21 protein-coding genes and 1 pseudogene are annotated in these 24,496 nt (G+C 42.1%); 7 read left to right on the forward strand and 15 right to left on the reverse strand.

What is annotated here, in order from left to right; translation table 11 throughout:
• Positions 1-105: 105 nt before the first annotated feature.
• The 6 genes and pseudogenes from DWW81_RS08895 to DWW81_RS13750 all read left to right on the forward strand — a co-directional run.
• Positions 106-1,206, forward strand: coding sequence for a hypothetical protein (locus DWW81_RS08895; protein ID WP_147338975.1), 1,101 nt, complete (start codon positions 106-108; stop codon positions 1,204-1,206).
• A 15-nt stretch (positions 1,207-1,221) separates the two neighbouring features.
• Positions 1,222-2,358, forward strand: a complete 1,137-nt coding sequence (locus DWW81_RS08900) for a hypothetical protein (protein ID WP_117897470.1) — start codon at positions 1,222-1,224, stop codon at positions 2,356-2,358.
• Between the two features lie 5 nt (positions 2,359-2,363).
• Positions 2,364-3,158, forward strand: a complete 795-nt coding sequence (locus tag DWW81_RS08905) for a hypothetical protein (protein WP_117897471.1) — start codon at positions 2,364-2,366, stop codon at positions 3,156-3,158.
• Between the two features lie 62 nt (positions 3,159-3,220).
• A complete protein-coding gene (locus tag DWW81_RS08910; RefSeq protein ID WP_181982951.1) occupies positions 3,221-3,847 on the forward strand; it encodes a hypothetical protein in 627 nt (208 codons plus the stop codon).
• 258 nt (positions 3,848-4,105) lie between these two features.
• Positions 4,106-4,294: a hypothetical protein gene (locus tag DWW81_RS08915; RefSeq protein ID WP_117897473.1), complete on the forward strand. Its 189-nt coding sequence runs from the start codon at positions 4,106-4,108 to the stop codon at positions 4,292-4,294.
• 312 nt (positions 4,295-4,606) lie between these two features.
• Positions 4,607-5,017: pseudogene (locus DWW81_RS13750) on the forward strand (DUF4368 domain-containing protein); the annotation flags it as partial.
• A 37-nt stretch (positions 5,018-5,054) separates the two neighbouring features.
• Here the strand turns inward: DWW81_RS13750 and DWW81_RS08925 are convergent.
• The 14 genes from DWW81_RS08925 to DWW81_RS08985 all read right to left on the reverse strand — a co-directional run bounded on the left by DWW81_RS08925 (position 5,055) and on the right by DWW81_RS08985 (position 21,695).
• Positions 5,055-5,720, reverse strand: coding sequence for an HAD family phosphatase (locus DWW81_RS08925; protein ID WP_147339754.1), 666 nt, complete (start codon positions 5,718-5,720; stop codon positions 5,055-5,057).
• A gap of 8 nt (positions 5,721-5,728) precedes the next feature.
• Positions 5,729-6,847 (reverse strand): class I SAM-dependent RNA methyltransferase, encoded by a 1,119-nt coding sequence (locus DWW81_RS08930; protein WP_117897475.1) that lies wholly within the window; start codon positions 6,845-6,847, stop codon positions 5,729-5,731.
• Between the two features lie 49 nt (positions 6,848-6,896).
• Positions 6,897-9,119: a transglycosylase domain-containing protein gene (locus tag DWW81_RS08935; protein WP_117897476.1), complete on the reverse strand. Its 2,223-nt coding sequence runs from the start codon at positions 9,117-9,119 to the stop codon at positions 6,897-6,899.
• Positions 9,120-9,298: 179 nt separating this feature from the next.
• Positions 9,299-11,257, reverse strand: coding sequence for a bifunctional 4-hydroxy-3-methylbut-2-enyl diphosphate reductase/30S ribosomal protein S1 (locus DWW81_RS08940; protein ID WP_117865706.1), 1,959 nt, complete (start codon positions 11,255-11,257; stop codon positions 9,299-9,301).
• Complete coding sequence (gene cmk / locus DWW81_RS13755) at positions 11,258-12,589, reverse strand: (d)CMP kinase (RefSeq protein WP_117897477.1); 1,332 nt, start codon at positions 12,587-12,589, stop codon at positions 11,258-11,260.
• 12 nt (positions 12,590-12,601) lie between these two features.
• Complete coding sequence (locus DWW81_RS08950; RefSeq protein ID WP_117897478.1) at positions 12,602-13,837, reverse strand: NAD(P)/FAD-dependent oxidoreductase; 1,236 nt, start codon at positions 13,835-13,837, stop codon at positions 12,602-12,604.
• Positions 13,834-14,706: a MurR/RpiR family transcriptional regulator gene (locus DWW81_RS08955; RefSeq protein WP_022287306.1), complete on the reverse strand. Its 873-nt coding sequence runs from the start codon at positions 14,704-14,706 to the stop codon at positions 13,834-13,836. Before DWW81_RS08955 ends, DWW81_RS08950 begins: the two co-directional genes overlap by 4 nt.
• Before the next feature lie 26 nt (positions 14,707-14,732).
• Positions 14,733-14,948, reverse strand: coding sequence for a DUF3006 domain-containing protein (locus DWW81_RS08960; protein WP_117897479.1), 216 nt, complete (start codon positions 14,946-14,948; stop codon positions 14,733-14,735).
• A 1-nt stretch (position 14,949) separates the two neighbouring features.
• Positions 14,950-15,891, reverse strand: a complete 942-nt coding sequence (locus tag DWW81_RS08965) for a ComEC/Rec2 family competence protein (protein ID WP_117897480.1) — start codon at positions 15,889-15,891, stop codon at positions 14,950-14,952.
• A 20-nt stretch (positions 15,892-15,911) separates the two neighbouring features.
• A complete protein-coding gene (locus DWW81_RS08970; protein WP_117897481.1) occupies positions 15,912-18,503 on the reverse strand; it encodes a DNA translocase FtsK in 2,592 nt (863 codons plus the stop codon).
• 135 nt (positions 18,504-18,638) lie between these two features.
• Positions 18,639-19,505 carry an undecaprenyl-diphosphate phosphatase gene (locus DWW81_RS08975; RefSeq protein WP_117897482.1) on the reverse strand — a complete coding sequence of 289 codons (867 nt, stop codon included), beginning with the start codon at positions 19,503-19,505 and terminating at the stop codon, positions 18,639-18,641.
• 27 nt (positions 19,506-19,532) lie between these two features.
• Complete coding sequence (locus DWW81_RS13700; protein WP_256321493.1) at positions 19,533-19,667, reverse strand: hypothetical protein; 135 nt, start codon at positions 19,665-19,667, stop codon at positions 19,533-19,535.
• The gene (locus tag DWW81_RS08980) at positions 19,639-20,307 is read right to left on the reverse strand and encodes an ATP-dependent Clp protease proteolytic subunit (RefSeq protein WP_081856029.1); all 669 of its coding nucleotides are present in this window, start codon (positions 20,305-20,307) and stop codon (positions 19,639-19,641) included. The genes DWW81_RS13700 and DWW81_RS08980 overlap by 29 nt, the downstream gene beginning before the upstream one ends.
• 269 nt (positions 20,308-20,576) lie before the next feature.
• Positions 20,577-21,695: a hypothetical protein gene (locus tag DWW81_RS08985; protein ID WP_117897483.1), complete on the reverse strand. Its 1,119-nt coding sequence runs from the start codon at positions 21,693-21,695 to the stop codon at positions 20,577-20,579.
• A gap of 272 nt (positions 21,696-21,967) precedes the next feature.
• On the opposite strand from DWW81_RS08985, the gene DWW81_RS08990 reads away from it, so the two are divergent.
• Positions 21,968-23,260 (forward strand): adenylosuccinate synthase, encoded by a 1,293-nt coding sequence (locus DWW81_RS08990; protein ID WP_038671558.1) that lies wholly within the window; start codon positions 21,968-21,970, stop codon positions 23,258-23,260.
• Positions 23,261-23,439: 179 nt separating this feature from the next.
• On the opposite strand, the gene dprA is transcribed toward DWW81_RS08990, so the two are convergent.
• Positions 23,440-24,327 (reverse strand): DNA-processing protein DprA, encoded by an 888-nt coding sequence (dprA, locus tag DWW81_RS08995; protein ID WP_117897484.1) that lies wholly within the window; start codon positions 24,325-24,327, stop codon positions 23,440-23,442.
• Positions 24,328-24,496 lie beyond the last annotated feature (169 nt).

The following is a 24,496-nucleotide window of genomic DNA, read 5'->3' on the forward strand; positions in this document are numbered from 1 at the left end:
ATCTCTCTTTTCTTTTTTCTTAATTTTGTCCAATATCTATTGTAGCACTACAATGATTGGAGTATTGCTCAGAGCTGCATCGTAAACGCTGCTGACAAGCGTGAAGTGAATGAGCAGTTTTTGCCAACAGTTCTTAGAACCCTCATCAATAATATTGATGCTGTAGACGATGGCATCATGGTTGAAATGCAGGGACTTGCAGACAAGGTGTATTCTGAATTTAAGGCTATTCAGGGTATCATTAAGAATTTACTTATTCAAGGTACAACTGATGTTGTTGATACTACGGATTTCTTGGATAATAGATGGAACGAGCTTTATGATAGCGGTTTGATGAAATTGCTGAAAGAGTATAAGGACGAACTGTCTGATAAAAAGGATGAAGAAAGTGTTGCTTTCAAAAACAAAGTTGTTGAAATACTAAAAAACTCAGTTAATCTTCTTCCATCCGAAGCTGAACTGCTAACTCAACTAAAAAAAGGCGGCAAAAATCGTGGTATTGATGTCTACACGATGCGTTTGGACAAGCTCCGTACTGAGTTCACAAGAGAATTTATTAATATTGATGAAGAAATATTTGATGCTCAGGTTGCTGCCTTTAAGAGAAGAATCGTCGATATATTTACAGAGGATAATGGTGGTAAACTCGGTCATTTGTTGCCAGTTTCTGATTTCGATACTACTGATGAATGGTTAACTGCTTTTGCAGAGAGATATTTAGCGAAATCACGATACGATCAGTTCAAGGTCGCTTTTGTAATGCTTTCTGAGTTTTCTCTTACCGTTCGCGGCTTTTTAATGCATCGTATTAGAGATCGCATAGATAAGCTCAATCCTACTTGTTATGACGATCAACGCTTGTCTGATGAGGATGAAGCCAAAAAGATTCGATTAAGTCTCAGCAGAAAGTTGAAAGATGTTAAGGAAGAATTACTTCAAAAGTTTCAGGACGAGTTGTTCCGTGAACCTAATCGCGTATTCTATGCTATCATTAGTGAGTTCTATGATAGATTGAACTTCTCGTATCAGGCAAACATGAAAGATGCGGAAAAAACATGGGAGAAGTTTTATAGTGAGCATTTGATAGAGATATGGAGCAGTGAGTTCCAAGATGATATGAAACTTAGTGAATTGTACAGAGATTGGTCTGAGCTTTCTGATTCTCTTTCAAAGATAACCAAACAAGATTTCACAAGCAATATTTAAGAGGAAGGTTTTATTATGGGTTTATTCGGAAAAAAAGATGCTCCTGCGGTTGACAAGATCATTGCGCCTGAAATACAGGTAATGATGTTGGGTGCAAGGCGAGTTGGCAAGACAAGTATGCTCGCTTCTATGTATAATTCTTTTTCAAATGTTGCAGCTGGAACGAACCTTGCAATGTCTAAAAAGGGTGGAAAAGCTGTTGATGATTCCTTAGAGCATATGAAGGCACTTTTTAGATCATCACATATGATAAATGATGCAGTTCCAGGTGTATCTGATTTTAGTCAAACTCAAGGATTTGATACAATTGATTTCATGCTTTCAATAGCAAGAAAGAAAGAAAAGCCGAGAGTTATAAGATTTGTTGATTGTTCTGGAGAGTGGATAAACAATAGAACCAAAGAGGACGAGGTAGGAGAAGAAATTGAAAGGAGCGAAGTTGTAATAATCGCAATTGACACAGTTCTTTTAATGGAAGAAAATGGTAGATACAACCGTTTGAATGCTGTTCAGCCCGTTACGGAGTTTATTATTAACAACATGAATCCAGATGCTATGGTAAACAGCAAAAAAATGGTGTTATTTGTACCAATGAAGTGTGAAAAATATTATCACCAGAACAATGATTCTGGTTCCATTTTCTATCAAAAGAGGATGACAGCAATTGTTGATCGAATCAAAGAGGAGTATTCACAGTTGCTAAATTTCCTTACAAGTCCAAATAATAAGAAGTATTTCACAGTAGGGATTCTCCCTGTTATTACTCTTGGCGGCATTGAGTTTGACGAGTTTACGATAGATAACGGTAAAGAGCTTCTTACTGAGCATATTCAATATAGATATTGTGAACCTGATAAATTTGCACCTGAGTTCTGCGATCGCCCTCTTATCTATTCAATGCTCTTTGTTCAAAAGAAAATCTTTGATAATTATTATGCAAAAGCATATGATGCAAACAAGGGTAAGAAAAAAGTCGGTGCTACAATTATTGAATGGTTTCAAGACAAGTTTAATATTCCAAAGGATATGGACTATATCAATGAATTGAATAAGGTTGCAGAGAACGTTAGTACAGCAGACTATCCAGGCTTTGTTATGCTTCAAGATCCTGAATCAATAGAAATGAAAGCTGAGATCCGTAAGAAAGGCTGATAGTAATGCTTGTATTTACACACTGCTCTTGTAGAAGTTCTCGCTATGGTTATCAGTATAGTTACTTTACCTCAGACAAAAAAGAAAAGAAGCAATCGTTACTCTTCTCTGAGCTGTCTGAGAGTAACTCGATTAACGCTGAATTCATTAAATGGTGCGAAAATTATAATGGTTGGCAGCTTGCACTTTGGCAATCTTCAAGCAAAGAAAAATACTTACTCATGGTCGGACAACTTGAAAAATCTAGGGAATTAGAAAAGAAGATCCAGAAAAAGCGTGGTGTTCCTATTTCTAACGAAAATAGTCTTGACAGCGATTATTATATGACTATCGGCTGGTTAGGAGATGCTGAAGAAATAAAGCGTTTAACAGTTTTTTTATTGAAAGAATACAAAAAAGATGGATATCGTGATTTATTTAATCGACTTGAACTTACAATAAGGAAATCAAGTGATGCAGAAAGATATGAAATAGATACGGAATCATTTAATGCTATTTTTGCAAGCATTCCAGAAGTAAGTGTTGTTAGCCCAAATCCTCATAATAGTAGAACCAACTTTTTGGAGATGATGGCTCGTAAGGTTACTTCTTCTGAGATATATCTTTCTTGTGCCAATGCTCAAAAAAAACAAGAGCCACTTAGTATACGAAAGAAAAATATTGATAAGTGTATTTCTATTATCTCAAATTTTGACAGATTATCAGGAGAAGTTCCCCTACTCATTGCATATGATTATTTTAGTGTAGATTCCAAAATTGACATACGAATTGATTACGAATACTTATGGTTTTATTTATAGTAGGGAGAGGTTTTATGATAGTATATTTCAAGTGTTCATTTCGATCGAGTCATGGTTTTACCATGAGTAGATACGATATTGAAAATAAACAGTTAAGCTTTTTATCTGAGAAGAGCAGTAGTTCGGATAATCTGATTTCTAAAACAGTAGAATACACCTTATCACACGAGTTAGGTCGCTGTTTAGTTTTAGCCACTGATGAAAATGGACATTATTTTTTTGGAATATATCGTTTGATTGAAGGAAATGATGACAAGTATGTTAATGCGGTATTCTACGATAACAGCGATCAGAACAGAATACTATCTCTGTATGACTACTTCTGTAACAATCAATATGATGCTACCAAACAGCTTATGAATAGTGTTATGAGGATTAAAGAAACCTCGTATAACGATACTAATCTCGAATATAGTATTGACAGTCATCAGATTGATTTTATAGTTTCAAATGCACATGTTAATGCTGTTAATAAGAAAACGAAAGCTTTTTCACCAAACACATTATTAGCATTTATTACTACTGATGAATACAGCGATCATCAAAATAACTTAGAGGAAAAATTTAATGTAAAAAAATGTTTCTTTATGAAAAATTTGATGTCAATAATAATCAAATCATCAATTATCAACTTGCTACTAAAAATGCCTATAAAAACTTATTTCCAGTTTATATTCCATTACCAATAGCCATTGGCGGTGGAATAGGTATTATAGGATTAATAGTTACATTACTCGTTATGTTTTGGTGAGCCATCTTATTAAACCATCAAAGTAAAATTCTGAGAGTATACTTTTGAACCAAAGTCTATTGAAACAGCTATTTCCCGTTCCATATAAATTCAAATCATAGTTGTGGCGCATATCATAACTGACAGAACCCTAACGAAATACTAATTGTCTGGAAGCTCTCTGAAAAAGCCACAAATATGTGAATAGGAGTGATTTATGGTAGAACTATATGTCAACGATATAGCGAATGCCCTAAAGAATAAAAGCTATTTTTCTGCATTAGCTATGTCGCTTGCATTGCCTGATATATGCGGTACAGCAGAATATCCAAACGAAACATCTACTGCAAAGCGCTATATTGAGTGGCATAATAAGTATCTCGGAAAGTATATGTCAGACGATTGAGGTAATCCGTATCTGTGTGGTGAAATCGTATATAATCTCAGAAATACCTTCCTTCATACTGGTTTTCCGAATGTAGACAGCAACAAAGTCAAGGACGAAGCAAACCAGCTCGACAGATTTATTCTGATTCTTGGAGATGGTACAAAAATATTGAGTGTGACTTCATTTATTGATACCCCTATTGTTAAGCTGCGTACTATGATGGTCGATGTTACATATTTATGCAAAACAATATGTAATCCTGTATAATAAAACTTGACACATACAAAACAATCAAAGCATAATAAAAACAAAGGAGTGTGTCATCAATGGGAACAGGAACACATGAGATGCTCCACCTACACAAAGGAACAGTATAAATGCACCGTCCATTATATCCGCACCTGTGTCCTGAATGAGTTCGTCCTCGGTGAGCTGAACAAGCTCCTTGCCACGGTGCGTGAGAATGAGGAAGATTTTATCCAGAACGCTATGAGCAATTCCGTTCAGCGTAAATCCTCGTAACTTATAAAAGCAAAGAAAACGCTGAAACAGGCTGAAAAGCGTATCGCTGAACTGATTGATAAGATCATCGTCCACGAACCCGACAAGTCCAGCGGAAAGCGTGTGCAAGATATTGAGATACACTTCCGCTTTGATGTGGCGGTATCGACTATATCCGTTGAAACAGGTAAATATGAAAAAAAAGGTCGCATAACCGACGGTGTTATGCGACTACACTAAGGAAGAAAAAACTTCTATATCACTACTGTGCTTTTGTTTATGCTTTAAAATATTCAAGCACAGCGTCCAAACTGTCAATTATCTTGTACACCATTGACAATATCTCATCTGTCGGTGCAATAAGATCTGGCACCATTATTGGTATCATCTTTGCATTGTAAGCCGCCTTTATGCCATTGTAAGAGTCCTCTACAGCAACAGTTTTCTCAGGCTTTACTCCCAGCTTCTTACAGGCAAGTAAATATATCTCAGGCTGTGGCTTTGAATGTTTTATCATATCTCCGCCAATAATCACATGGAAATAATCAAGCAGACCTGCTCCCTTTAGATTTTTGATAACCCCTTTGTAAGACGTTGATGAAGCAAGTCCTACCTTTATATCACGCTCTTTAAGATAAGAAAGCAACTCCCTTGCTCCGCTTTTCAGAGGCAAACCACGCTCAGCGATAATATCTGCACAAATGGCTTTTGCTTCGTCATAAAGTTCGGGTATTGACACTTTGTCACCATATGCGGCTTCTAGGATAGCCATTGTATCAACAGTGCTTCTGCCAATGCACTTCATAGCATTTTCGTGAACGTTGGTCAGACCATATTTCTTTCCAAGGCGCTCCCAGCTTTCAAGACCTATTACTTCGCTGTCGAAAATAACGCCGTCCATATCGAATACGATTCCGTCAAGTTCTGATAATTTCAAACCCACAACGCACCTCACTTGAAATACATATACAGATTACATTTTATCATGCCGTTGTAAAGCTTGCGCTTTTTGTCAGCCTTTTTGCCGAAAAACACCTCAAACTCCTCATGTGGGGAGATTATATAGCATGGGTTCTCCTTTGACGGGCAAAGTCTTTGACCCATTTTCTTATAAAGCTCTTCGGCTTCCTTTATTTCAAGCATACGCTCGCCATATGGGGGATTGACAATTGTTATCGAACCCTCTATCTGGCTGTATTTTGAGATATCCTGCTGTTTTACTGTAAGCTTTGAGCCTACTCCTGCCTTTTTAGCGTTGTTTCTTGTAAGCTCTACCGCTATATCATCAACATCAAAGCCAAATGCCTTGAATGCTCCCTGCCTGTCGATAGCGTCCATAGCCTCGGCTCTTGCATTGCGCCACGCTGTTTCAGGTATCTGTGACCACTGCTCTGCCGCAAAATTTCTTCTCAGGCCAGGTGCAACTTTCAGTGCCTTGTATGCCGACTCAATAAGAAATGTACCTGAACCGCACATAGGATCCACCACAACTGAGTCCGCACGAACTCTTGCGAGGTCAACTATACCTGCGGCAAGTGTTTCCTTGATAGGTGCGTCGTTGGAATTTCTTCTGTATCCACGCTTGTGAAGTCCTACACCTGATGTATCAAGATAGATAGTCGCAATGTCCTTATGGATAGCAAACTGTATCTGATGTTTCGCCGCAGTTTCCTCAAAAAAGCTTATGCCATAGGCTTTTTCAAGTCTTTTAACGCAGGCTTTTTTGATTATCTTCTGACAATCAGGGATAGAATGAAGCTTTGAATTAAGGGCATGACCCTTAACAGGGAAAGCGTCTTCCCTGCCGATAAAATTCTCCAGCGGAAGATTCATAACACCGTCAAAAAGCTGTTCAAAGCTTTCTGCTCTAAAGCTGCCAAGCTCGATAAGTACACGCTCTCCTGTGGCAATCCAAAGATTTGCCTTTGCAAGCACGTCAAAGCCACCATCAAAGCTTATCTTGCCGTCAGTTGTGGTAAGATTTTCACCGCCTATCTTTTTTATCTCATATGCAAGCACGCTTTCAAGCCCAAAATGGCATGGAACGCACATTCGCAGTTTATTTTCCATAATGATTTCCTTTCAAAAAAGCCTCCATAGAGTTATGGAGGCTTTAATTTTAATGATTTCCGCTGCAATACTCAGGCTTGTTGGACTTCTTGTAATATCCGGTCGCCGTGCTATAGCATGAATTTGACGCAAGCTTACCTGTCTTTGTGCAGTAGGTGAGCTTTTCAACTGTATCAGGCATTTTGAAAGTCTTGTCAAAGGACTTATGCTTCTCATTCTCAGCGATATCGCCAAAAACATTCTTCCAAATCGCACCGATATTCTGATACTCGTTCGTAGGGATAGTGGCAGGGTTTTCATAACCTATCCAGATACCTGAAACGTAGTCAGGAGTACAGCCTACAAATGAGAGGTCAAACCAGTCAGATGAAGTACCTGTCTTACCGACAAGGTCAGTATTGTTTAGCTTAGCATATCTACCAGTACCGTCCTGCTGAGTTATAACATTCTGCATCATTCTGTTCATAACGTAAGCGGTAGACTCGCTGATAGCCTGCTTGTATCCGTCGCTCTTTTCATAGATAGCGTTTCCGTCAGCGTCCTCTACCTTTGAAACGTAGGTAACGTCATACTTCTTACCGCCATTGCCGAATATCATATAAGCGCCTACAAGCTCCTCAAGCTTAGTACCATTTGTAAGACCGCCGACAGTTACTGGTGAATAGTCAGCGTCGGAGTCTGCAAGCGTAGTAATGTCAAGCTTTTCCTTGAGGAAGTTATAGGAATAAACAGGCTTCATTTTCTTTATCAACTGTGCAGGAAGCGTATTAAGCGACCTTGTGAGCATTTCTACAGTTGTAAGCTGCTGATAAGACCAGTTTGCACTGTCGCCTGTTTCAGAATAGTTTACAGGCCACTTTTTGTCCTTGCCCTTTACCTTAATAGTGATAGGCTCATCAGTGAACAGGGTTGACCATGTCATAAGGTCCTGATCCAATGCAGGAGCGTATGAAGCTATAGGCTTGATACAAGAACCTGGTGAACGTGTGGCGTCAGTAGCAATATTATAAACTCTCGACTCCTCTTTCTTATCACGTCCGCCAACGATAGCCTTAACATTGCCCTGGTAGTCCATGGCGATAAAGCCTGACCACAAAGTATCGTCCTTTTTGTTCATTTCATAGGTGGTGAAATTGCTTTGCTTCTGCATTTCCTTTTCCACCTTCTTCTGCATACTTCTGTCAACAGTGGTATATGCAGTAAATCCGCCGTCATAAAGTCTTGCGGAAGCGTCATCCCATGAAATGCCATAATAGTCAGCGATTATCTGTATAGTCTGATTGATAGCAGCGTCCATGAAATAAGATGTCGGACCCTGATCTTTTGTTTCGTCCTCATAGATAGTTGAGCTTGTGTAGGTTATATCGCCTGTTATTTTAAGCTCATAGTTGAGGGCTTCGTTATATTCCTGCTCAGAAATTGCACCGTTATCGAGCATATGATCCAGAGTATACTTCTGTCTGAGCTTGTTGTTTTTCATATTATCATATGGGTTATTTGCAGCAGGCCAGCTTGTCATACCCGCAAGTGAAGCTGCCTCAGCAAGGTTAAGATCCTTTACGTCCTTGCCAAAATAGAAGTTTGCAGCAGCCTGAACTCCGATGATATCATACTCCTGAGTTGTCAGTGGCACAATGTTAAGATAGCTTTGGAGGATATCTTCCTTTGTGTAGGTCTTTTCCACGTTGATAGAACGGAAGATCTCTCGTATCTTACGCTCGATACCATGGATAGAATCTCTGGAGTCATCACCCGTGATGTTCTTGATAGTCTGCTGAGTGATAGTCGAACCACCTATCTGTCTGCCGCCGTATATCGGAATGAATACATTGACAAATGAAGCGAACGTTCTCTTGAAGTCAACGCCGTCATGAGAATAAAATCTCTCGTCCTCGGTGTACACAAAAGCGTCCTGAACATACTGAGGGATATCCTCAAGATCAGCCCATACAACGTGCTTATTGCTGTTTTTCAGAGCATAATAAAGGTCATACTCCTGTGAATCCTCATCATCTTCATCATAGTCAGGGTTGACAGACAAAAATCTCGAAATATTGCTTGTTTCCGTCTTGTCAAGGCTGATAGTTGTTGTGGTATCTGCAAAGTTAAGGACGTAAATAGTCAGAACTGTTGCAAATATAGAACAGGTGATAATGAGTATCAGGAATATCGACAGCAAAGCTGTGCCTAATATTTTGAGAACTCTGACAGCAGGATTAGTGTATCTTTTCTTTTTGCGTTTTTTCACTGCCGTGTTTTTTATTTCATCCATAAATTTAACCTTTCGTCTTTATTTGATCTGATATTATTATACCACATACGAATCAAAAAGTTAAGTCTTTTCGGTAAATCTTTAGTTTTTTCTAAGGATTTTTTGACAGAACAAAGCTGCCGTTATTTCATTGAAAATAAAAAACGAGGGCGATCACTCGCCCCCATGAATTTTATTGCTTATTCAGCGTCCTCAGAAGCCTCGTCATCAGCAGGAAGCAAAGCTCTCATAGACAGGCTGATCCTCTTCTTGTCGAGATCGATCTCTGTGATCTGGCAATCAACTACCTGACCTACAGAAAGGATATCTGCAACATTGTTTACTCTCTGGTTAGCGATCTGAGAGATATGGATAAGACCGTCGATACCGTCAATGATCTGTGCAAAAGCACCAAAGCTTGTGATAGAAACAACAGTAGCCTTAACTACCTGACCTACCTCATAGTTAGCCTTGAAGATCTCCCATGGATTCTCAGAAGCCTTCTTATATGTCAATGAAACCTTCTTTGTTTCGCTGTCGATATCCTTGATAGTAACAGTGATCTTATCGCCAACAGAAACAACGTCTGAAGGGTGCTTGATCCTGTTCCAAGAAAGATCCATTCTTCTGATAAGGCCGTCAACACCACCGAGATCTACGAATACGCCGTAATCTGTGATAGACTTAACTGTACCCTCTACCTCAGAACCGATCTGAGCTGTCTCAAAGAACTTAGCCTGAGCTGCTGCTCTTTCCTCTCTTGCTACTGCACGGATAGAACCAACTGCTCTCTGCTTAGCCTCGTTTACCTCAAGGATCTTGAAGCTTACTGACTGCTTGAGCAGATCGTTAAGATCGAAATCTCTTCTTGGAGCTGCCTGTGAAGCAGGGATAAATACCTTAACACCGTTAGCTGATACGAGTACACCACCCTTAACAACGTTTGTAACTGTACCTGTAAGTGTAGCGTCAGCCTCCTTAGCCTCAACTATCTTCTGGAAACCAAGAACTGCGTCAACCTTCTTCTTAGAAAGTGTAACGATACCCTCCTGGTCATTTGTCTTAAGAACGATAAGATCGATCTTGTCGCCTACCTTTACGATATCCTCTGGCTTCTTAGTAGGATCATCTGTAAGCTCAGATGCAGGAATATAGCCTGTGTGCTTTGTTCCGATATCTACGGCTACTTCACCGTTATTGATATCGGTGACAATGCCCTCAACCTTCATTCCCGTATGTATTTTTTTCAGAGTCTTTTCCAGTTCCTCCTCAAAATTAAATTCTTCGTCAACATTGTTCAACATTTCACTCATGGTCTGTTGTACCTCCTTGATTATATAAGCCGGCGTCGATGCACCAGCAGAAATCCCGATAAATTTTGCACCTGATAAGTCAATATCACATGCCCTCAGTCCTTCGGCGTCCTCCACAAGCCAGCATTTGCAATATTCATCGCATATGGCTTTAAGCTTGTGAGTATTGGAGCTGTGCAGCCCTCCGACTATTATCATTATGTCGGCAGCCTTCGCAAGCTCCGCCGCCTCCTTCTGTCTTTCAGAAGTGGCACTGCATATGGTGTTATACACCACAGCCTCAGGCAGATACCTCTCAAAAAGCTCTTCGCACTTTCTCCACATATTCTTATTATACGTTGTCTGAGCCAGAATTGCAACCTTTTTTGACGAAAAATCTTTCTCTTTCACCAAATTTTCAAAATCGTCACATGAACTGAACACATAACTCTCTCCGCTGCAATGACCTCTTATACCCATTATTTCCGGGTGAGCCTCATCGCCTGCGATAAGAATAACGTATCCCTCGCCCGATTTTTCGGCTGCTATCTTGTGTATCCTTGCCACAAAGGGACAGGTAGCATCAATTACTTCCGCACCTACCTTTGCAAGCTTTTCATACACGTCCAGTCCAACTCCGTGGGATCTGATAACAACTGTCTGGTCTTTCGTGACCTTATCCACATCGGTGGAGTAAACTCCTTTTGCTTCAAGGTCAGAAACTACGTTTGGATTGTGAATGATTGGGCCTAACGTTACAACATTATTTCGGTTATCTAATTCATTATACACTATTTTTACGGCTCTGTCTACACCAAAACAGAAACCTGCGGTCTTTGCAACGCAAATTTTACACTTTGTTAACATTTAATGTACCAACTCCGTGATATTTTTCATGATCTCGTTCTTGATAGTCCTAAGCGAATGAGGGTCGGTGGCTGTAACGCCTATCTCGCCAGGCACTATAGGCTTACCAAATCTTACAACTACACGCTTTCTGAATTTGAGCTTGCCCTCGAAATTGATACCAACAGGGACCACAGGCACCTGAGCCACAGCCGCCACCAATGCAACGCCTGTTTTGCCCTTTCCTACCTTGCCGTCCTTTGAACGTGTTCCCTCAGGGAAGATGACAAGGTTTCTGCCCTTTTCAAGCTTTTCTATAGATGTATCTATGACCTGAGTGTCGCCCTTTCCTCTTGTGACAGGGAATGCTCCGAACGCTTTTATAAGCAGGGTGAAGAACACATTCTGATGAAAAAGCTCTTCCTTAGCCATATAAGAAAGCGGCACTCTTGTTGGTAGTGCGATAAAAACAGGGTCCTGATAGCTTCTGTGGTTTGATGCGAATATGTTTCCACCGTCTTTTGGAATATTTTCCGTACCCTCGAAAGTGATGTTAAAATACAGATGATAAAGTCCGATAACGATATATCTCAGCACTGTATACCAGAACATATGGAAATGACCAAGCCTGTGTTCTTTTTTCACAGGTCTGACAGGCATTATCTCTTTTATCTTACGCTCTTTTTTTTTAGTCTTGTCGATTATTACCTTGTAGATAGCCTCAACAGACTCTTCAAGAGTCAACTTAGTAGAGTCCACCTCAACAGCGTCATCAGCCTTTTTCAGCGGTGCTATCTCTCTGTGTGTATCGTTATAGTCACGCTGGATTATATCCTGCAATACCTCGTCATATGTAGACTTGTCGCCCTTTTCCTGAAGCTCCTTGAAACGTCTTTCTGCTCTTGCCTCTGGAGCGGCTGTGAGGAATATCTTCACGTCAGCGTTTGGCAAAACCACAGTGCCGATATCTCTGCCGTCCATGATGATGTTGTTTTCTTTTGCGATATTCTTCTGAAGTTCAAGCAGAAATTCTCTTACCTCAGGTATAGCAGACACCTTTGACGCACCCATGGATATCTCAGGCGTTCTTATTTTGTCTGAAACGTCCTCGTCATTGAGCATTACTCTCTGCCCTGCTTCTGTGTAGCAAAGCTTTATGGATATCTCACCAAGAAGGGGTTTTATCTGCTCAGGGTCAGAAATGTCTGCACCCTTGCTTATAACATAATAAGCTATAGAGCGGTACATAGCACCTGTGTCTACATATACATATTCAAGCTTTTTCGCTACCGCCTTTGCGATAGTGGACTTTCCTGCTCCGGAAGGTCCGTCGAGAGCCACGTTTATTCCCATATCAAAATCTCCTTATCCTATTTTATCCGCACAGCTATACGCCGTGGAAAACGCTATCTGCAAATTAAAGCCCCCTGTATAAGCGTCAACGTCAAGCACCTCACCGATAAAGTAAAGTCCTTTACACAGCTTTGACTCCATTGACCGTGGGTCTATCTGCGAAACATCAACTCCGCCGCGGGTTATGATAGCTTCCTCTACAGGGCGCATACACTTCACTGTGAACGTTAGCTTTTTCACTGTGGAAACAAGCCTTTCACGCTCCTCACGGGTTATCTGATTGACCTTTTTTTCAGGATCGATGCCGCACCTTTTTATTATAAGGGGTATTATCTTTGAAGGCAGCAGCTTGCCCAGTGAATTCTGAAAATCTCTGTTTGGAAAATCTCCGAAATCACGAAGTATCCTGCTGTCAAGCTGTTCATGGCTCAGTGCAGGTTTAAGGTCGATATCCATATAATACCTTGACTTGTTCATATCACCAAGGTGAGCCGAAGCCGAAAGTACAAGCGGTCCGCTCAGACCAAAGTGTGTGAAAAGCATTTCTCCAAGCTCGTGGAAAAGCGATTTATCTCTGTCCTCTTCACGAAGCGTCAAGGTGCAGTTTCTAAGGGAAAGCCCCATTGCAGAAGCACATTCCTCACGCTCATAAGTGACTACAGGGCAAAGTGACGGAGTTATTGCCGTGACCTTATGCCCCACAGATTTAGCAAGCCTATAGCCGTCGCCTGTTGAGCCTGTCCGTGGATAGGACTTTCCGCCAGTTGCAACGATAACACTGTCTGCGTAATAATCCCCATGCTCGCATTTAAAGCCCTCTGCTCTGCCGTCCTTTATGATAAGCTCTTTTACCTCATCGTCGATAAACTGCACACCACTGTCCTCACAGGTTTTTACAAGTGCTTTTACGATATCCTTTGCGTTGTCGCTCACAGGGAAAACCCTGTTGCCACGCTCTGTTTTAAGCTCCACACCAAGGCACTCAAAGAAGCTCATAACGTCCTCTGGAGCAAATCTGCTCAGTGCTGAATACATGAACTTGCTGTTGCGTGGGATATTTTTCATAACAGTGTCAGCGGTACAGTTGTTTGTGACGTTGCATCTGCCCTTGCCTGTTATCATGAGTTTTCTGCCCTGACAGCCGCTATGCTCGATAACGGCAACGCTCTTTCCACGCCAGCCAAGCTGAACTGCGCAGAACATTCCTGCCGCACCTGCGCCTGCTATAACTGCGTCAAATCTTCTCACTGTGTATCTTCCTCGCTTTTTGCGTAAACGTCATACTCAGCCCAAACCTTTTCAAGACGTTCAAAGGTCTGGGACACTCTGTCGATATTTCTTATTGATACCGCAACGATAAGTGCATTTATAAGGCTCAGCGGTGCAACGAGAGAGTCAACGAATGAAGCCATATCGCTTCTTGCAAGGAGCAGGCTGTCTGCATACTTTGCGATAGGCGAAGCCTTTGAGTCTGTTATAGCTATAACGTTCGCACCGTTGCTCTTTGCATACTTCAAAGCCTTGACGGTCTGCTTTGAATATCTCGGGAAAGATATGCCTATCATGGCGTCCTTTTCGTCTATTCTCATTATCTTTTCAAAAAGCTCGGAAGTAGTCGTACTCTGAACGAGCTTTACATGGGGGAAAATAAGTCCAAGATAATAAGCAAGGAACGAAGCGATAGAAGCTGCACTTCTCGTACCCATTATGTAAAGAGTATTGCAGGACACGATAGTATCAACGGCATTGTTGAAGTCCTCCTTTGAGGTTTCCTCCAAAGTACGCCTTATCTTGTCGATATCAAGATTCAGCACCCTTTCAAGCACGTTGTCACTGCTCATAAGGTCGGAAGTGACCTCTATTCTCTGAACAGTTGTAAGCTTGTTTCTCATAAGCTCCTGCAAGCCTTTTTGAAGGGCAGGATAACCGTCATAGCCAAGCTCTGAGGCAAATCTTACCACCGTTGATTCGCTGACGCCCACAGTTTTTCCAAGCTTCTGAGCCGTCATAAAAGCCGCTTTGTCATAGTGGGAGAGAATGTAGTTCGCAATAAGCTTGTGTCCCTTTGACAAGCCTGACAGCTTTTCATTGATAAGCGTAAATAAATCTTTTTCCATTTCTATCTATACCTCTCAGCATATAATCAAGCCCACAGGTCTTCCTGTAGGGCGAGTATCCTTTTTCTTCTTGCTTCCGTTTTGCCTTTATCTGGGATATAAACGCCGTCCTTTAAGATAAGCACATCACCCTCGTGAACGTCTTTTGTTTCAGAAAGCAGTATATCCTTTTTTTCTCCCTGCTCAGTTTCGCACACGGCATAGCCGTTTTCTATCCTGTCAACTATAAGAATCTCTTCCATATCACTTTTCTCCCTTTTCAGCAGAAACGCTCAGCCCCTCGCCATCTGAGCTGAAAACTATCGTTCCCACATCTGCAGTGACATACAAATGGGAAGCATATTTTTTCAGCCTTGTGACAGTTTCCTCGTGTGGGTGACCATACTTGTTGCCCTTGCCGCAGGATATAACAGCATATCTCGGCATGACCTTGTTAAGAAAATCGACCCCCGAAGAAGTGGAACTGCCGTGATGACCTGCTTTAAGCACCTTTGCGGAAACATCATAACCCTGAGAAAGTATATCTTTCTCCTCAGTGGTCTCGCAATCCCCCGTGATAAGAAAGCTGTTCTCACCGTCTGTTATCTTCACAAGGGTGGAATAGTTATTAAGATCATCATAATCCTTTTTTGGTGTGAAAAGCTCCACCTTACAGCTTCCAAGCTCAAATTCCATAGGCTTTGCCTGTGTTATCTTCAATCCCTTTGCCTTTATGCTTTTGAGCATTTTCTCATATATCGTTGTGGTGGGCGTCATATCAGCCTTGACTTTCGGCATAATGAATTTATCCACCTGAAACTGATCTATTATCTCGCTCATTTCACCAATATGGTCAGCGTGAGGGTGGGTGGCAATTAGATATTTTAACTCTGTCACTCCCTGCTTTTCAAGATATTTTTCTATTTTATTGCTGTCATCTTTATCGCCGCTGTCAATGAGCATAGCCTCCCCTTGTGATATCACAAGGGTGCTGTCGCCCTGACCAACGTCGATAAAATGCACCTCTGTCTGAGCGTGTTCCGCCGGCTTGTCCTCAACGCCTGCCTTGATAAGCAAGCTGTCGAAAGAAACTAACCCTGTCAGGTCAAGTACTGTAAAAAGCAGCACCACAAAAACCGCTATGAGCGTTACCGCCTTTTTAAGCGGTGCTGTCGAATTTTTCTTTTTTGCAGATCTGCCTGCCATGTTATCCCTTTCCGCCTGAGCTATCTTCTTGCCTGCATTTCAGCCCATTCTTCTTTTGTTATGTTTATCTTTCGTGCCTTAGAGCCTTCCTGTGGTCCTATTATGCCCATTTCCTCTATCTCGTCCATGATACGGGCGGCTCTAGGGAAACCGAGCTTTAGCTTTCTTTGCAAGAACGCAGTGGAAGCGTTATTTGTCTGCACGATTATAGATATTGCCTGATTTACAAGGTCATCATCAGGATTTACGGAAACATTATCGCTGCCTGCCGAACCGCTGTCCTTTGGCTGTGGAGTATTCTCCTCCACCTCTGCGATAACTTCGTCGCTGTATTCTGCGGTATGCTCGTTCTTGAGGAAGTTTACAACCTCTCTTATCTCAGAAGTCGCTGCATAACCGCTCTGCATTCTTATAGGCTTTTTGACGCCAACAGGCTTATAAAGCAGGTCACCGTTTCCAAGAAGCTTCTCTGCACCGCTTTCATCAAGTATAACTCGTGAGTCAACGTTGCTGGATACACTAAGAGAAACTCTCGATGGGATATTTGACTTGATAAGTCCTGTCAACACGTCCGCCCTAGGGGACTGTGTTGCGATTATCATATGTATTCCTGCCGCACGAGCGAGCTGTGCAAGTCTTAAAACCGAGTCCTCTACCTCGCTTCTCGCAGCCATCATAAGGTCGGCGAACTCGTCGACCACAATAACTATCTGCGGCAGCAGGTCGATCTTTGCACGGACTTCGTCCTGCTCCTCGGCAGGCTTATTGCGTTCTTCAAGAACCATGTCGTTAAACTCCTGCAAGTTCTTTACATTGTTCGCCTCGAACATAAGATAACGCTTGTTCATTTCATTTACTGCCCAGCCAAGCGCACCAGCCGCCTTTAAAGGCTCGGTAACAACAGGGATAAGCAAATGCGGTATCTTATTATAAATAGGAAACTCGACTTTCTTAGGGTCGATAAGAATAAGCTTTACTTCGTCAGGGGACGCATGGTAAAGTATAGAAAGTATGATAGAGTTTGTAAAAACAGACTTACCTGAACCTGTTGTACCTGCAACGAGCATATGCGGCATTTTTGCGATATCGCCGATAATGATATTACCCTCGATATCCTTGCCCACTGCAAAGGTAAGCTTGCCCTTTGCCTTTCTGTATTCCTCACTGTCGATAAGCTCACGGAGGGAAACCGTATCTCTATGATCGTTCGGCACTTCTATGCCTATGCACGCCTTGCCCGGCACAGGAGCTTCGATACGAACGCTCATTGCCGCGAGGTTAAGTGCGATATCGTCTGCAAGACCCGTTATCTTCGACACTCTTACGCCTGCTGCAGGCTGAAGCTCATATCTTGTAACGGACGGACCTCTGTGTATGCCCACGATCCTTGTTTTAGCGCCATATGTTTCAAGCGTTTCCACAAGCTTAGCAGATTTCTCTTGTATCTCCTGCTGGACTATCTCGGAAGCAACAGGATTTTTAGCATATTTGAGTATATCCACAGGCGGATAAACGTAAGCAGATATTTTATTATCTTTCTCAAAGAACGTTGTCTGACCGTTCTTATCAACATTCACTACCGGTGGCTTAACAGGCTCGTCCTTGGACTTCTTTTCTTCTCTGCTGTCGCCTATGGCGTTTTCTATTATCTTTTTAAGCTCCTCATTATCGGTAGTCTTAGCCGTTTCTTCAAGCTTTTCATGTGTTATCACAGGGGCTTTCACAGGGTGGACCGGCATATCTATCTTTGAAGCGTCTACCTTGTCTGTAGCTTCTTCCGCCTCTGCAACAGGCACAAAGGCTTCCGCCGCAGTGTCAGGGCCATCATCAGGATAAAACTTTGCAATATCAACCCTACCATTACGCCTTGGCTCCTTCTTCTCTCTTGGAGGCTTCGGAGGCTGAGCCGCACGCTCGATACGCTCCTCGTTCACCGCTTCATAGCTCTTTACAAAAGGCTTTGAAATCGCTTTGAGAAGCTGTGGAAGCGTAACATTTGTAAGCAGCATTATAAAAGTGAACGCCACAAGCACGATAACGATACCTGCGCCAACTCTCTTGAAAAGCGAAAGCAAAGGCCAGCCAAGCAATGCGCTTGCAAGTCCGCCGCCACGGAGCTGTTTTCCATCATTGAAAAGCCCCACAAGTTTGAGCCAGAACGAACTTCCGTCCACAGAGCCCACTTGGATTATCTGAGCCATGCCGCTTATAAGAAGCATAAGAACGCTTCCCTCCACCACCTTCGCTATGACCTTGTTGTGTGTCACATCTGAAGCTATCATAAGGGCAACATAGATGATCATAGGCGCAAAGAGAAAGACCGTCACGCCGAAAAGTCCTCGGTTCAGCTCATGGAGCCATTTCCACAAGCCGTCCCCCTCCACGAACGTGATAAGCAGTTCAAGTATGCCGAAAAAGAAAAGTATGTAAGACCAGAAGCGTCTGTTCTCTCTTTCTCTCACTGCTGTCATGGAATTTGACTGTGGCGGCTTGCTCTGAGGCTTTTGCTGTTTTGTATTCTTTTTTGCAGCTTGCGCAGGCTTTTGTGCGGGCTTTTTCTTTGCCGCTGTCTGCTTAGGCGCAGGCTTTGAGCCTTTCTTTTGAGCTGCCATTTATTTTACCATTCCTTTCGGTATTTGTCTTATTTAAGCACATAAAGGCAAAATGTTATTTGCCTTTATAACCCACAAAAAAGCCTGAAAACAGAATTTCAAGCTTTTTCACAGAAACTGTATTATCTTATGTCATTACTTTGCAAAGGATATAGGGTGACCCATGCACATCTCGATAAATGAGATAACAAGGACTATGACGCCAAGCACAAGGGTATAATAAGCAAACACCTTGAATTTATCCGTTTTAACGAGCCAGTTTACAAGCTTGATAGCACAAAGTCCCACAAATGCGGCAACTACAAATCCAACTGCACAGCTAACCCAATCTATATCAGTATGTGTTGAAACTGCGTCCTTGACTTCAAGCAGACAGCTCATAAGTATAACAGGTATGCCCAGAATGAAAGAATACTTTACCGATGTTTCTCTGGTCATGCCTGAGAAAAGTCCTGCTGAGATAGTCGAGCCTGATCTTGAAACGCCGGGCAACAGTGCAACTCCCTGAAAAAGTCCGACCGTTATTGCGTCCTTATAAGCTATATTGCCCTGAGTCTTTTTACCCTTTACACAGCGGTCTGACATAAAAAGTATTGCCGATGTATAAAGGAAACAAAGACCCTCTGCGAAAATGCTTGAATCCTCTGCAATGCCCTCAAACCAACCCTTAAATGGCAGGAACGGCACAAGGCAGAAGCAGGAAACTATTATCATAACTATCATACGCCTTGGAGGATTCATATTTTTAAGAGTGAACTTGCCTGTAAAAATATCCTTTATCATAACGCCAAGCTCTTTTATCATATCCCATATGGTCTTCCTGAAAGCCACAAATACTGCTACCAGCGTGCCAAGGTGAAGTATCGCCGAGAAAAACAAAGCTCCCTCACCGCTGTTTCCTGTAAAATGCTGATACAGTGAAAGATGTCCAGAACTTGAAACTGGAAGAAACTCCGTCAAGCCCTGAATTATAGCCTGAAAAATCGCATTGATGATACCCATTGCTGTCCTCCGAAATTTTGTTATTTGTCAGAGATAAAAGCCGTCACGGCTGAGATAATGTGCCGGGTCTGTGTCCACAGCAGTATCATCACCCTCAAACTCTTCTCCGATATCTACGTCAGTCCTGAATACGTCATAAAGGTCGATTATTGTCTGAAACATTTTCAGCTTTCTCCTTTTCAGAACTGTTTTCTATCATATCATAAAGGCAGTCTATCGCCTCGGAAAGCCCTCCGAGCCTGTCTATAAGTCCCTCTTTTACAGCCTGCTCACCGTCGATAACAGAGCCAACGTCCATTACAAGCTCGCCCGTTGACATCATAAGTTCACGGAAACGCTCAGGCTTTATGGCTGAATTATCGCACACAAAGCGAACTATCCTTTCCTGCATTTTATCAAAATAAGAAAGCGTCTGGGGTACTCCCAGCACAAGTCCGTTCATTCTGACAGGGTGTATGGTCATTGTGGCGCTTGGCACTATAAATGACTTTTTCGCACACACCGCCAACGGCACGCCTATGGAGTGACCACCGCCCACAACCATTGACACAGTAGGCGTTTTCATACTAGCAATAAGCTCTGCAATGGCAAGTCCTGCTTCCACATCTCCGCCCACAGTGTTGAGGATTATCACAAGCCCCTCTATGCTCCTATCCTGCTCGATAGCAACAAGGGCAGGTATAATATGTTCATACTTGGTGGTCTTGTTTTGTGCAGGCAAAATATAATGCCCCTCCACCTGACCGATAATGTTCAGGCAGTGTATAACGTGCTTTGCGTCCGGCAATGTGACAGAACCCATTTCCTTTATCTGCCTTATATCCTCAGCAAGCTTTTCGCTCTCTACATTTTCTTCTTGTTCAGACACTCAGATACCTCCCGTTCTTCATTAGTAACTTTCGTCACAAGAGAAGTATTTGCAGTGTTCATTAAAAATATGCAGGAAAACCGCCACACCTTTAATATAATAGCACAAGTTCTACCTAATGTCAACAACTTGCAAGGGCTAAAAAAAACAATTTTTGCAGGAATTTTACGCTATCCTGCAAATTATTTATAAAAAGTTTAAATCTATTTTTGATACTCCTCAGCAAGCACCTGTTCACACCAAAGTATAAGATCTGCGAAATCTTCCTTGTCAAGATAGGAGAAATACTTGTTCACAGCCTCACCCTCAGCAGCTTCTATGGTGTCAGTCAGGCAATAGCCGTCAGAAGAAATAGTTATCTCTGTTTTGGTGTTCTCTTTAAGTCCCAGAGTTATCTGTATAAAATCAAGTCCCGGATCTTTAGACGGAGCCGTCCTGTATGAAGCGTTGCCGAAGCTGTCTATCATTTTCACAAGCTCGGTGTAATCATCATGATCGGCAAGATAGCATTCTCCGTATTCTCCGCCTACTTTCACACAAACCTTTGCATATGCGCCCTCGTAGATATCATAATTATAAAAGTCGTCAAAGCAAGCATAGTATATGCCGCCATTCTTTGTGAGCTTATAAAAGCCTTTGTACGCCTTATTTGTATCTATGCTGTCGGCTGATATCTCCTCAACAGAATCCCACTTATCCGAGCCGTCTGATGACACAACATTTTTACCGTCAGGAATCATAAGTGAATAAACAGCGTCCGTGCCGCTGTCATCAGCCTGCGACTCATATGTATAAAGGCTGTCAGCGGAGAATTTCTTATGCTTATGGTCACTTAAATTTCCGTCGCTGTCATATTTCATATACTGCATAGGAGCGTTGCGCTCTTTATCATAGGAAAGCTGTAGAATACCATTGCTAACCACAGTTATTTCAGTGTACTCATCAGCTTCAAGCACAACGTTTCCCGACTTGTCAAGAAGTCCCACTGCTCTGCCGTCACGATAAGTGAAGAAAAGATCTGCAAGAAGCTTTTCACATTTATATTCCTCAAAAGGCTGCTCATCAACCTCGGCAACATACTGAGTGCTGTCAAAGCTTGTATAAAGCTTTCGTGAAAGCTCGTCAAGGCTTTTTATTTTATTCAGAAACTCCGGAAATTTGTATTCCTTGACCTTCACATTGCTTGGTTGAGCTGAGTCGCTTGTCTTTATCTGCGACACCGCAGACGACTGTGTTGTTTCTTTGTCTTTTTCACAGCCGAACATAGAAATTGTCAGCGTCAATGCAAGCGCAAGAGCCGCACATTGTTTTCTTTTTGTCATCGTTATCCCCTCGTATTTTATTTTGTTATCTCACAGCACGAGCCGTTACACTATATTATAATACACAAATCTGATTTTTGCAAGATATATTAAAACTTTTTATTCTTTATCATAGCAGTATGGTAATACGCTAAATGTTATAAAAATGTTAAATGTTTATAAGTGCCTTTACATATAGAATGTTTTGTGCTATAATATTCTGGTGGCAGTGTTGATTTTGATAAATATCTGCTACTAATTTTGCTGTTTTATGGCAAGGAGGATAAAATTAAATGGTTAGAGCGATTGTCGGCGCAAACTGGGGCGACGAGGGTAAGGGCAAGCTTACCGATATGCTTGCTGAAAAATCTGATATAGTAGTAAGATTTCAGGGCGGTGCTAACGCAGGACATACTATTGTAAATCACTACGGAAAGTTCGCTTTGCACACTTTGCCTTCCGGCGTATTCTATGATCACACAACAAATATTATCGGCAACGGTGTTGCACTTAATATCCCTGTATTTTTCAATGAGCTTAAAAAGGTAACTTCCGAAGGCGTTCCAATGCCTAAGATACTTATTTCCGACAGAGCGCAGATGGTAATGCCATATCACGTTTTGTTCGATCAGTACGAAGAAGAAAGACTCGGAAAGGCAAGCTTTGGCTCAACAAAATCAGGTATCGCACCTTTCTATTCTGATAAATATGCAAAGATAGGTTTCCAGGTACAGGAGCTGTTTGATGAGGAAGCTCTCAAGACAAAGATCAAGAGAGTTCTTGAAACGAAGAACATTCTTCTTGAACACCTTTATCATAAGCCTCCTATCGACGCTGATGAGCTTTTCAATACTCTTATGGAGTACAAAGAAATGGTAGCACCATACGTTTGCGACGTATCTGCATTCCTTTGGAACGCCATCAAAGAGGGCAAGAACGTTCTTCTTGAGGGTCAGCTTGGCTCACTGAAGGATCCTGACCACGGTATCTACCCAATGGTAACATCTTCATCTACACTGGCAGCATACGGTGCTATCGGTGCAGGTATACCTCCTTATGAGATAAAGACTATCGTAACTGTTGTTAAGGCTTATTCTTCCGCAGTAGGCGCAGGCGCATTCGTTTCTGAGATATTCGGCGACGAGGCTGACGAGCTGAGAAGGAGAGGCGGCGACGGCGGAGAGTTCGGTGCAACAACAGGCAGACCTAGGAGAATGGGTTGGTTCGACTGCGTTGCAACTAAGTACGGCTGCCGTATCCAAGGCACAACAGACGTTGCTTTCACGGTGGTTGACGTTCTTGGCTATCTTGACAAGATACCTGTATGCGTAGGCTATGAGATAGACGGCGAAGTTACAACAGACTTCCCTACAACAAGAAAGCTTGAAAAGGCAAAGCCTGTTATCGAAGTTCTCGACGGCTGGAAGTCAGACATCAGGGGCATCAAGAAGTATGAAGATCTCCCTGAGAACTGCAAGAAGTATATCGACTTCGTTGAAAAGCATATCGGCTTCCCTATCACAATGGTTTCAAACGGACCAAAGAGAGAGGACATCATCTACAGAGAAAGCCCACTTTCAAAGTAATTTCAAATATCACAAAAGGCTGCGGCAAAAAGTCGCAGCCTTTTTCATTTAGAGTGTAAAAAACGAATGATCGGAACGCCGCATTTCTACGAAACAGAAATTGAGCAGCCCCCCTACAAATAACGTAGATATCGTTGATTTGGTACAGGTATGATATTAAACACTAACTAAGTGTAGTTCTACATTTTGGCTTTATTGAGAAAATAGAGGATATCTTTTGGAGAATAAGCTTCTACCGCTCCGTCACGGAGAAGCGCACACTGTCCTGCGTATTTCTCGCTGAAAATGTCATGAGGCGGTATAACAAAAACGTCTTTATTCTGGGATAAAGCATGATTTACAGTATTCAGCGTGCCGCTGCGTATTCCTGCTTCAACCACAAGAACGCAATGTGAAAGTGCCGAAACAATGCGGTTTCTTATACGAAAATTCTCAGGAACAGGTCTTGCCTGCGGGAAAAATTCCGATATAGCTACCCCATGTGTTGCTATCTCACGCTTGAAGCCCGTTCTGCCACGAGGATAATCATATTCTAGCCCACAGCCCATAACAGCCACCGTGCTTCCACCAGCATGCATCGCACTGCGGTGTGCGGCAGTGTCGATACCCATAGCAAATCCGCTTATGATATTTACTCCTCGCTCTGCAAGAAAGCTTGAAAACTCCTCCGCCACGGCTACAGAATAATCGCTTGGTTCTCTAGTGCCGATAATGGCAACGCTCTTTTCAATAGACAGACAGCTTACATCGCCACGGCAGAAAAGCACAGCAGGTGGACATTCTATCTGTTTCAACCGTTCAGGATAAAGAGGATCGTCAGGGGTTAGGATATATATACCCTTTTTCTCGCAGTATTCAGCCACCTGTTTCGCCTGAAAGAACGTACAGCAGGCTATCTTTTCAGCCTCCTGCTGAGTAACATATCCACAGCGCAGTGACAATAGATCATCGCACATTTCTTCAACGCTGTCATAATATGACATAACGTCCCACAAACGCTTGTCCGCAGGTCCGAACGCAACATCGAGCCACAGCCACAACAGCTTTCTGTCTGTATTTTCAAGCATTTTTCCTGCACCTCCAGTTGGCAGATTTCTTTTAATCTTATTGTATCATATTTTATTGTTAAAAACAACAAAATTTTATAGCATTTTGGTTAAATCAAAGGATTACTGTTGAAAAGGGTAAGGGCATATGCTATAATGATAATATTGAAAATTTGAACTTGAAAGGATC

Origin of the sequence: Ruminococcus sp. AF17-1AC (assembly GCF_003461385.1) — a bacterium.
GTDB lineage: Bacteria > Bacillota > Clostridia > Oscillospirales > Ruminococcaceae > Hominimerdicola > Hominimerdicola aceti.

What these genes read in the sequence shown, in the direction of transcription:
- DWW81_RS08900 (WP_117897470.1), top strand. Translation starts at nt 1,222, where the DNA reads ATGGGTTTATTCGGAAAAAAAGATGCTCCTGCGGTTGACAAGATCATT.
- DWW81_RS08905 (WP_117897471.1), top strand. Translation starts at nt 2,364, where the DNA reads ATGCTTGTATTTACACACTGCTCTTGTAGAAGTTCTCGCTATGGTTAT.
- DWW81_RS08910 (WP_181982951.1), top strand. Translation starts at nt 3,221, where the DNA reads ATGAGTAGATACGATATTGAAAATAAACAGTTAAGCTTTTTATCTGAG.
- DWW81_RS08915 (WP_117897473.1), top strand. Translation starts at nt 4,106, where the DNA reads ATGGTAGAACTATATGTCAACGATATAGCGAATGCCCTAAAGAATAAA.
- DWW81_RS08930 (WP_117897475.1), bottom strand. Translation starts at nt 6,847, where the DNA reads ATGGAAAATAAACTGCGAATGTGCGTTCCATGCCATTTTGGGCTTGAA.
- DWW81_RS08935 (WP_117897476.1), bottom strand. Translation starts at nt 9,119, where the DNA reads ATGGATGAAATAAAAAACACGGCAGTGAAAAAACGCAAAAAGAAAAGA.
- DWW81_RS08940 (WP_117865706.1), bottom strand. Translation starts at nt 11,257, where the DNA reads ATGTTAACAAAGTGTAAAATTTGCGTTGCAAAGACCGCAGGTTTCTGT.
- cmk (WP_117897477.1), bottom strand. Translation starts at nt 12,589, where the DNA reads ATGGGAATAAACGTGGCTCTCGACGGACCTTCCGGAGCAGGAAAGTCC.
- DWW81_RS08955 (WP_022287306.1), bottom strand. Translation starts at nt 14,706, where the DNA reads ATGGAAAAAGATTTATTTACGCTTATCAATGAAAAGCTGTCAGGCTTG.
- DWW81_RS08960 (WP_117897479.1), bottom strand. Translation starts at nt 14,948, where the DNA reads ATGGAAGAGATTCTTATAGTTGACAGGATAGAAAACGGCTATGCCGTG.
- DWW81_RS08965 (WP_117897480.1), bottom strand. Translation starts at nt 15,891, where the DNA reads ATGGCAGGCAGATCTGCAAAAAAGAAAAATTCGACAGCACCGCTTAAA.
- DWW81_RS08970 (WP_117897481.1), bottom strand. Translation starts at nt 18,503, where the DNA reads ATGGCAGCTCAAAAGAAAGGCTCAAAGCCTGCGCCTAAGCAGACAGCG.
- DWW81_RS08975 (WP_117897482.1), bottom strand. Translation starts at nt 19,505, where the DNA reads ATGGGTATCATCAATGCGATTTTTCAGGCTATAATTCAGGGCTTGACG.
- DWW81_RS13700 (WP_256321493.1), bottom strand. Translation starts at nt 19,667, where the DNA reads ATGTTTCAGACAATAATCGACCTTTATGACGTATTCAGGACTGACGTA.
- DWW81_RS08980 (WP_081856029.1), bottom strand. Translation starts at nt 20,307, where the DNA reads ATGGGTTCTGTCACATTGCCGGACGCAAAGCACGTTATACACTGCCTG.
- DWW81_RS08985 (WP_117897483.1), bottom strand. Translation starts at nt 21,695, where the DNA reads ATGACAAAAAGAAAACAATGTGCGGCTCTTGCGCTTGCATTGACGCTG.
- DWW81_RS08990 (WP_038671558.1), top strand. Translation starts at nt 21,968, where the DNA reads ATGGTTAGAGCGATTGTCGGCGCAAACTGGGGCGACGAGGGTAAGGGC.
- dprA (WP_117897484.1), bottom strand. Translation starts at nt 24,327, where the DNA reads ATGCTTGAAAATACAGACAGAAAGCTGTTGTGGCTGTGGCTCGATGTT.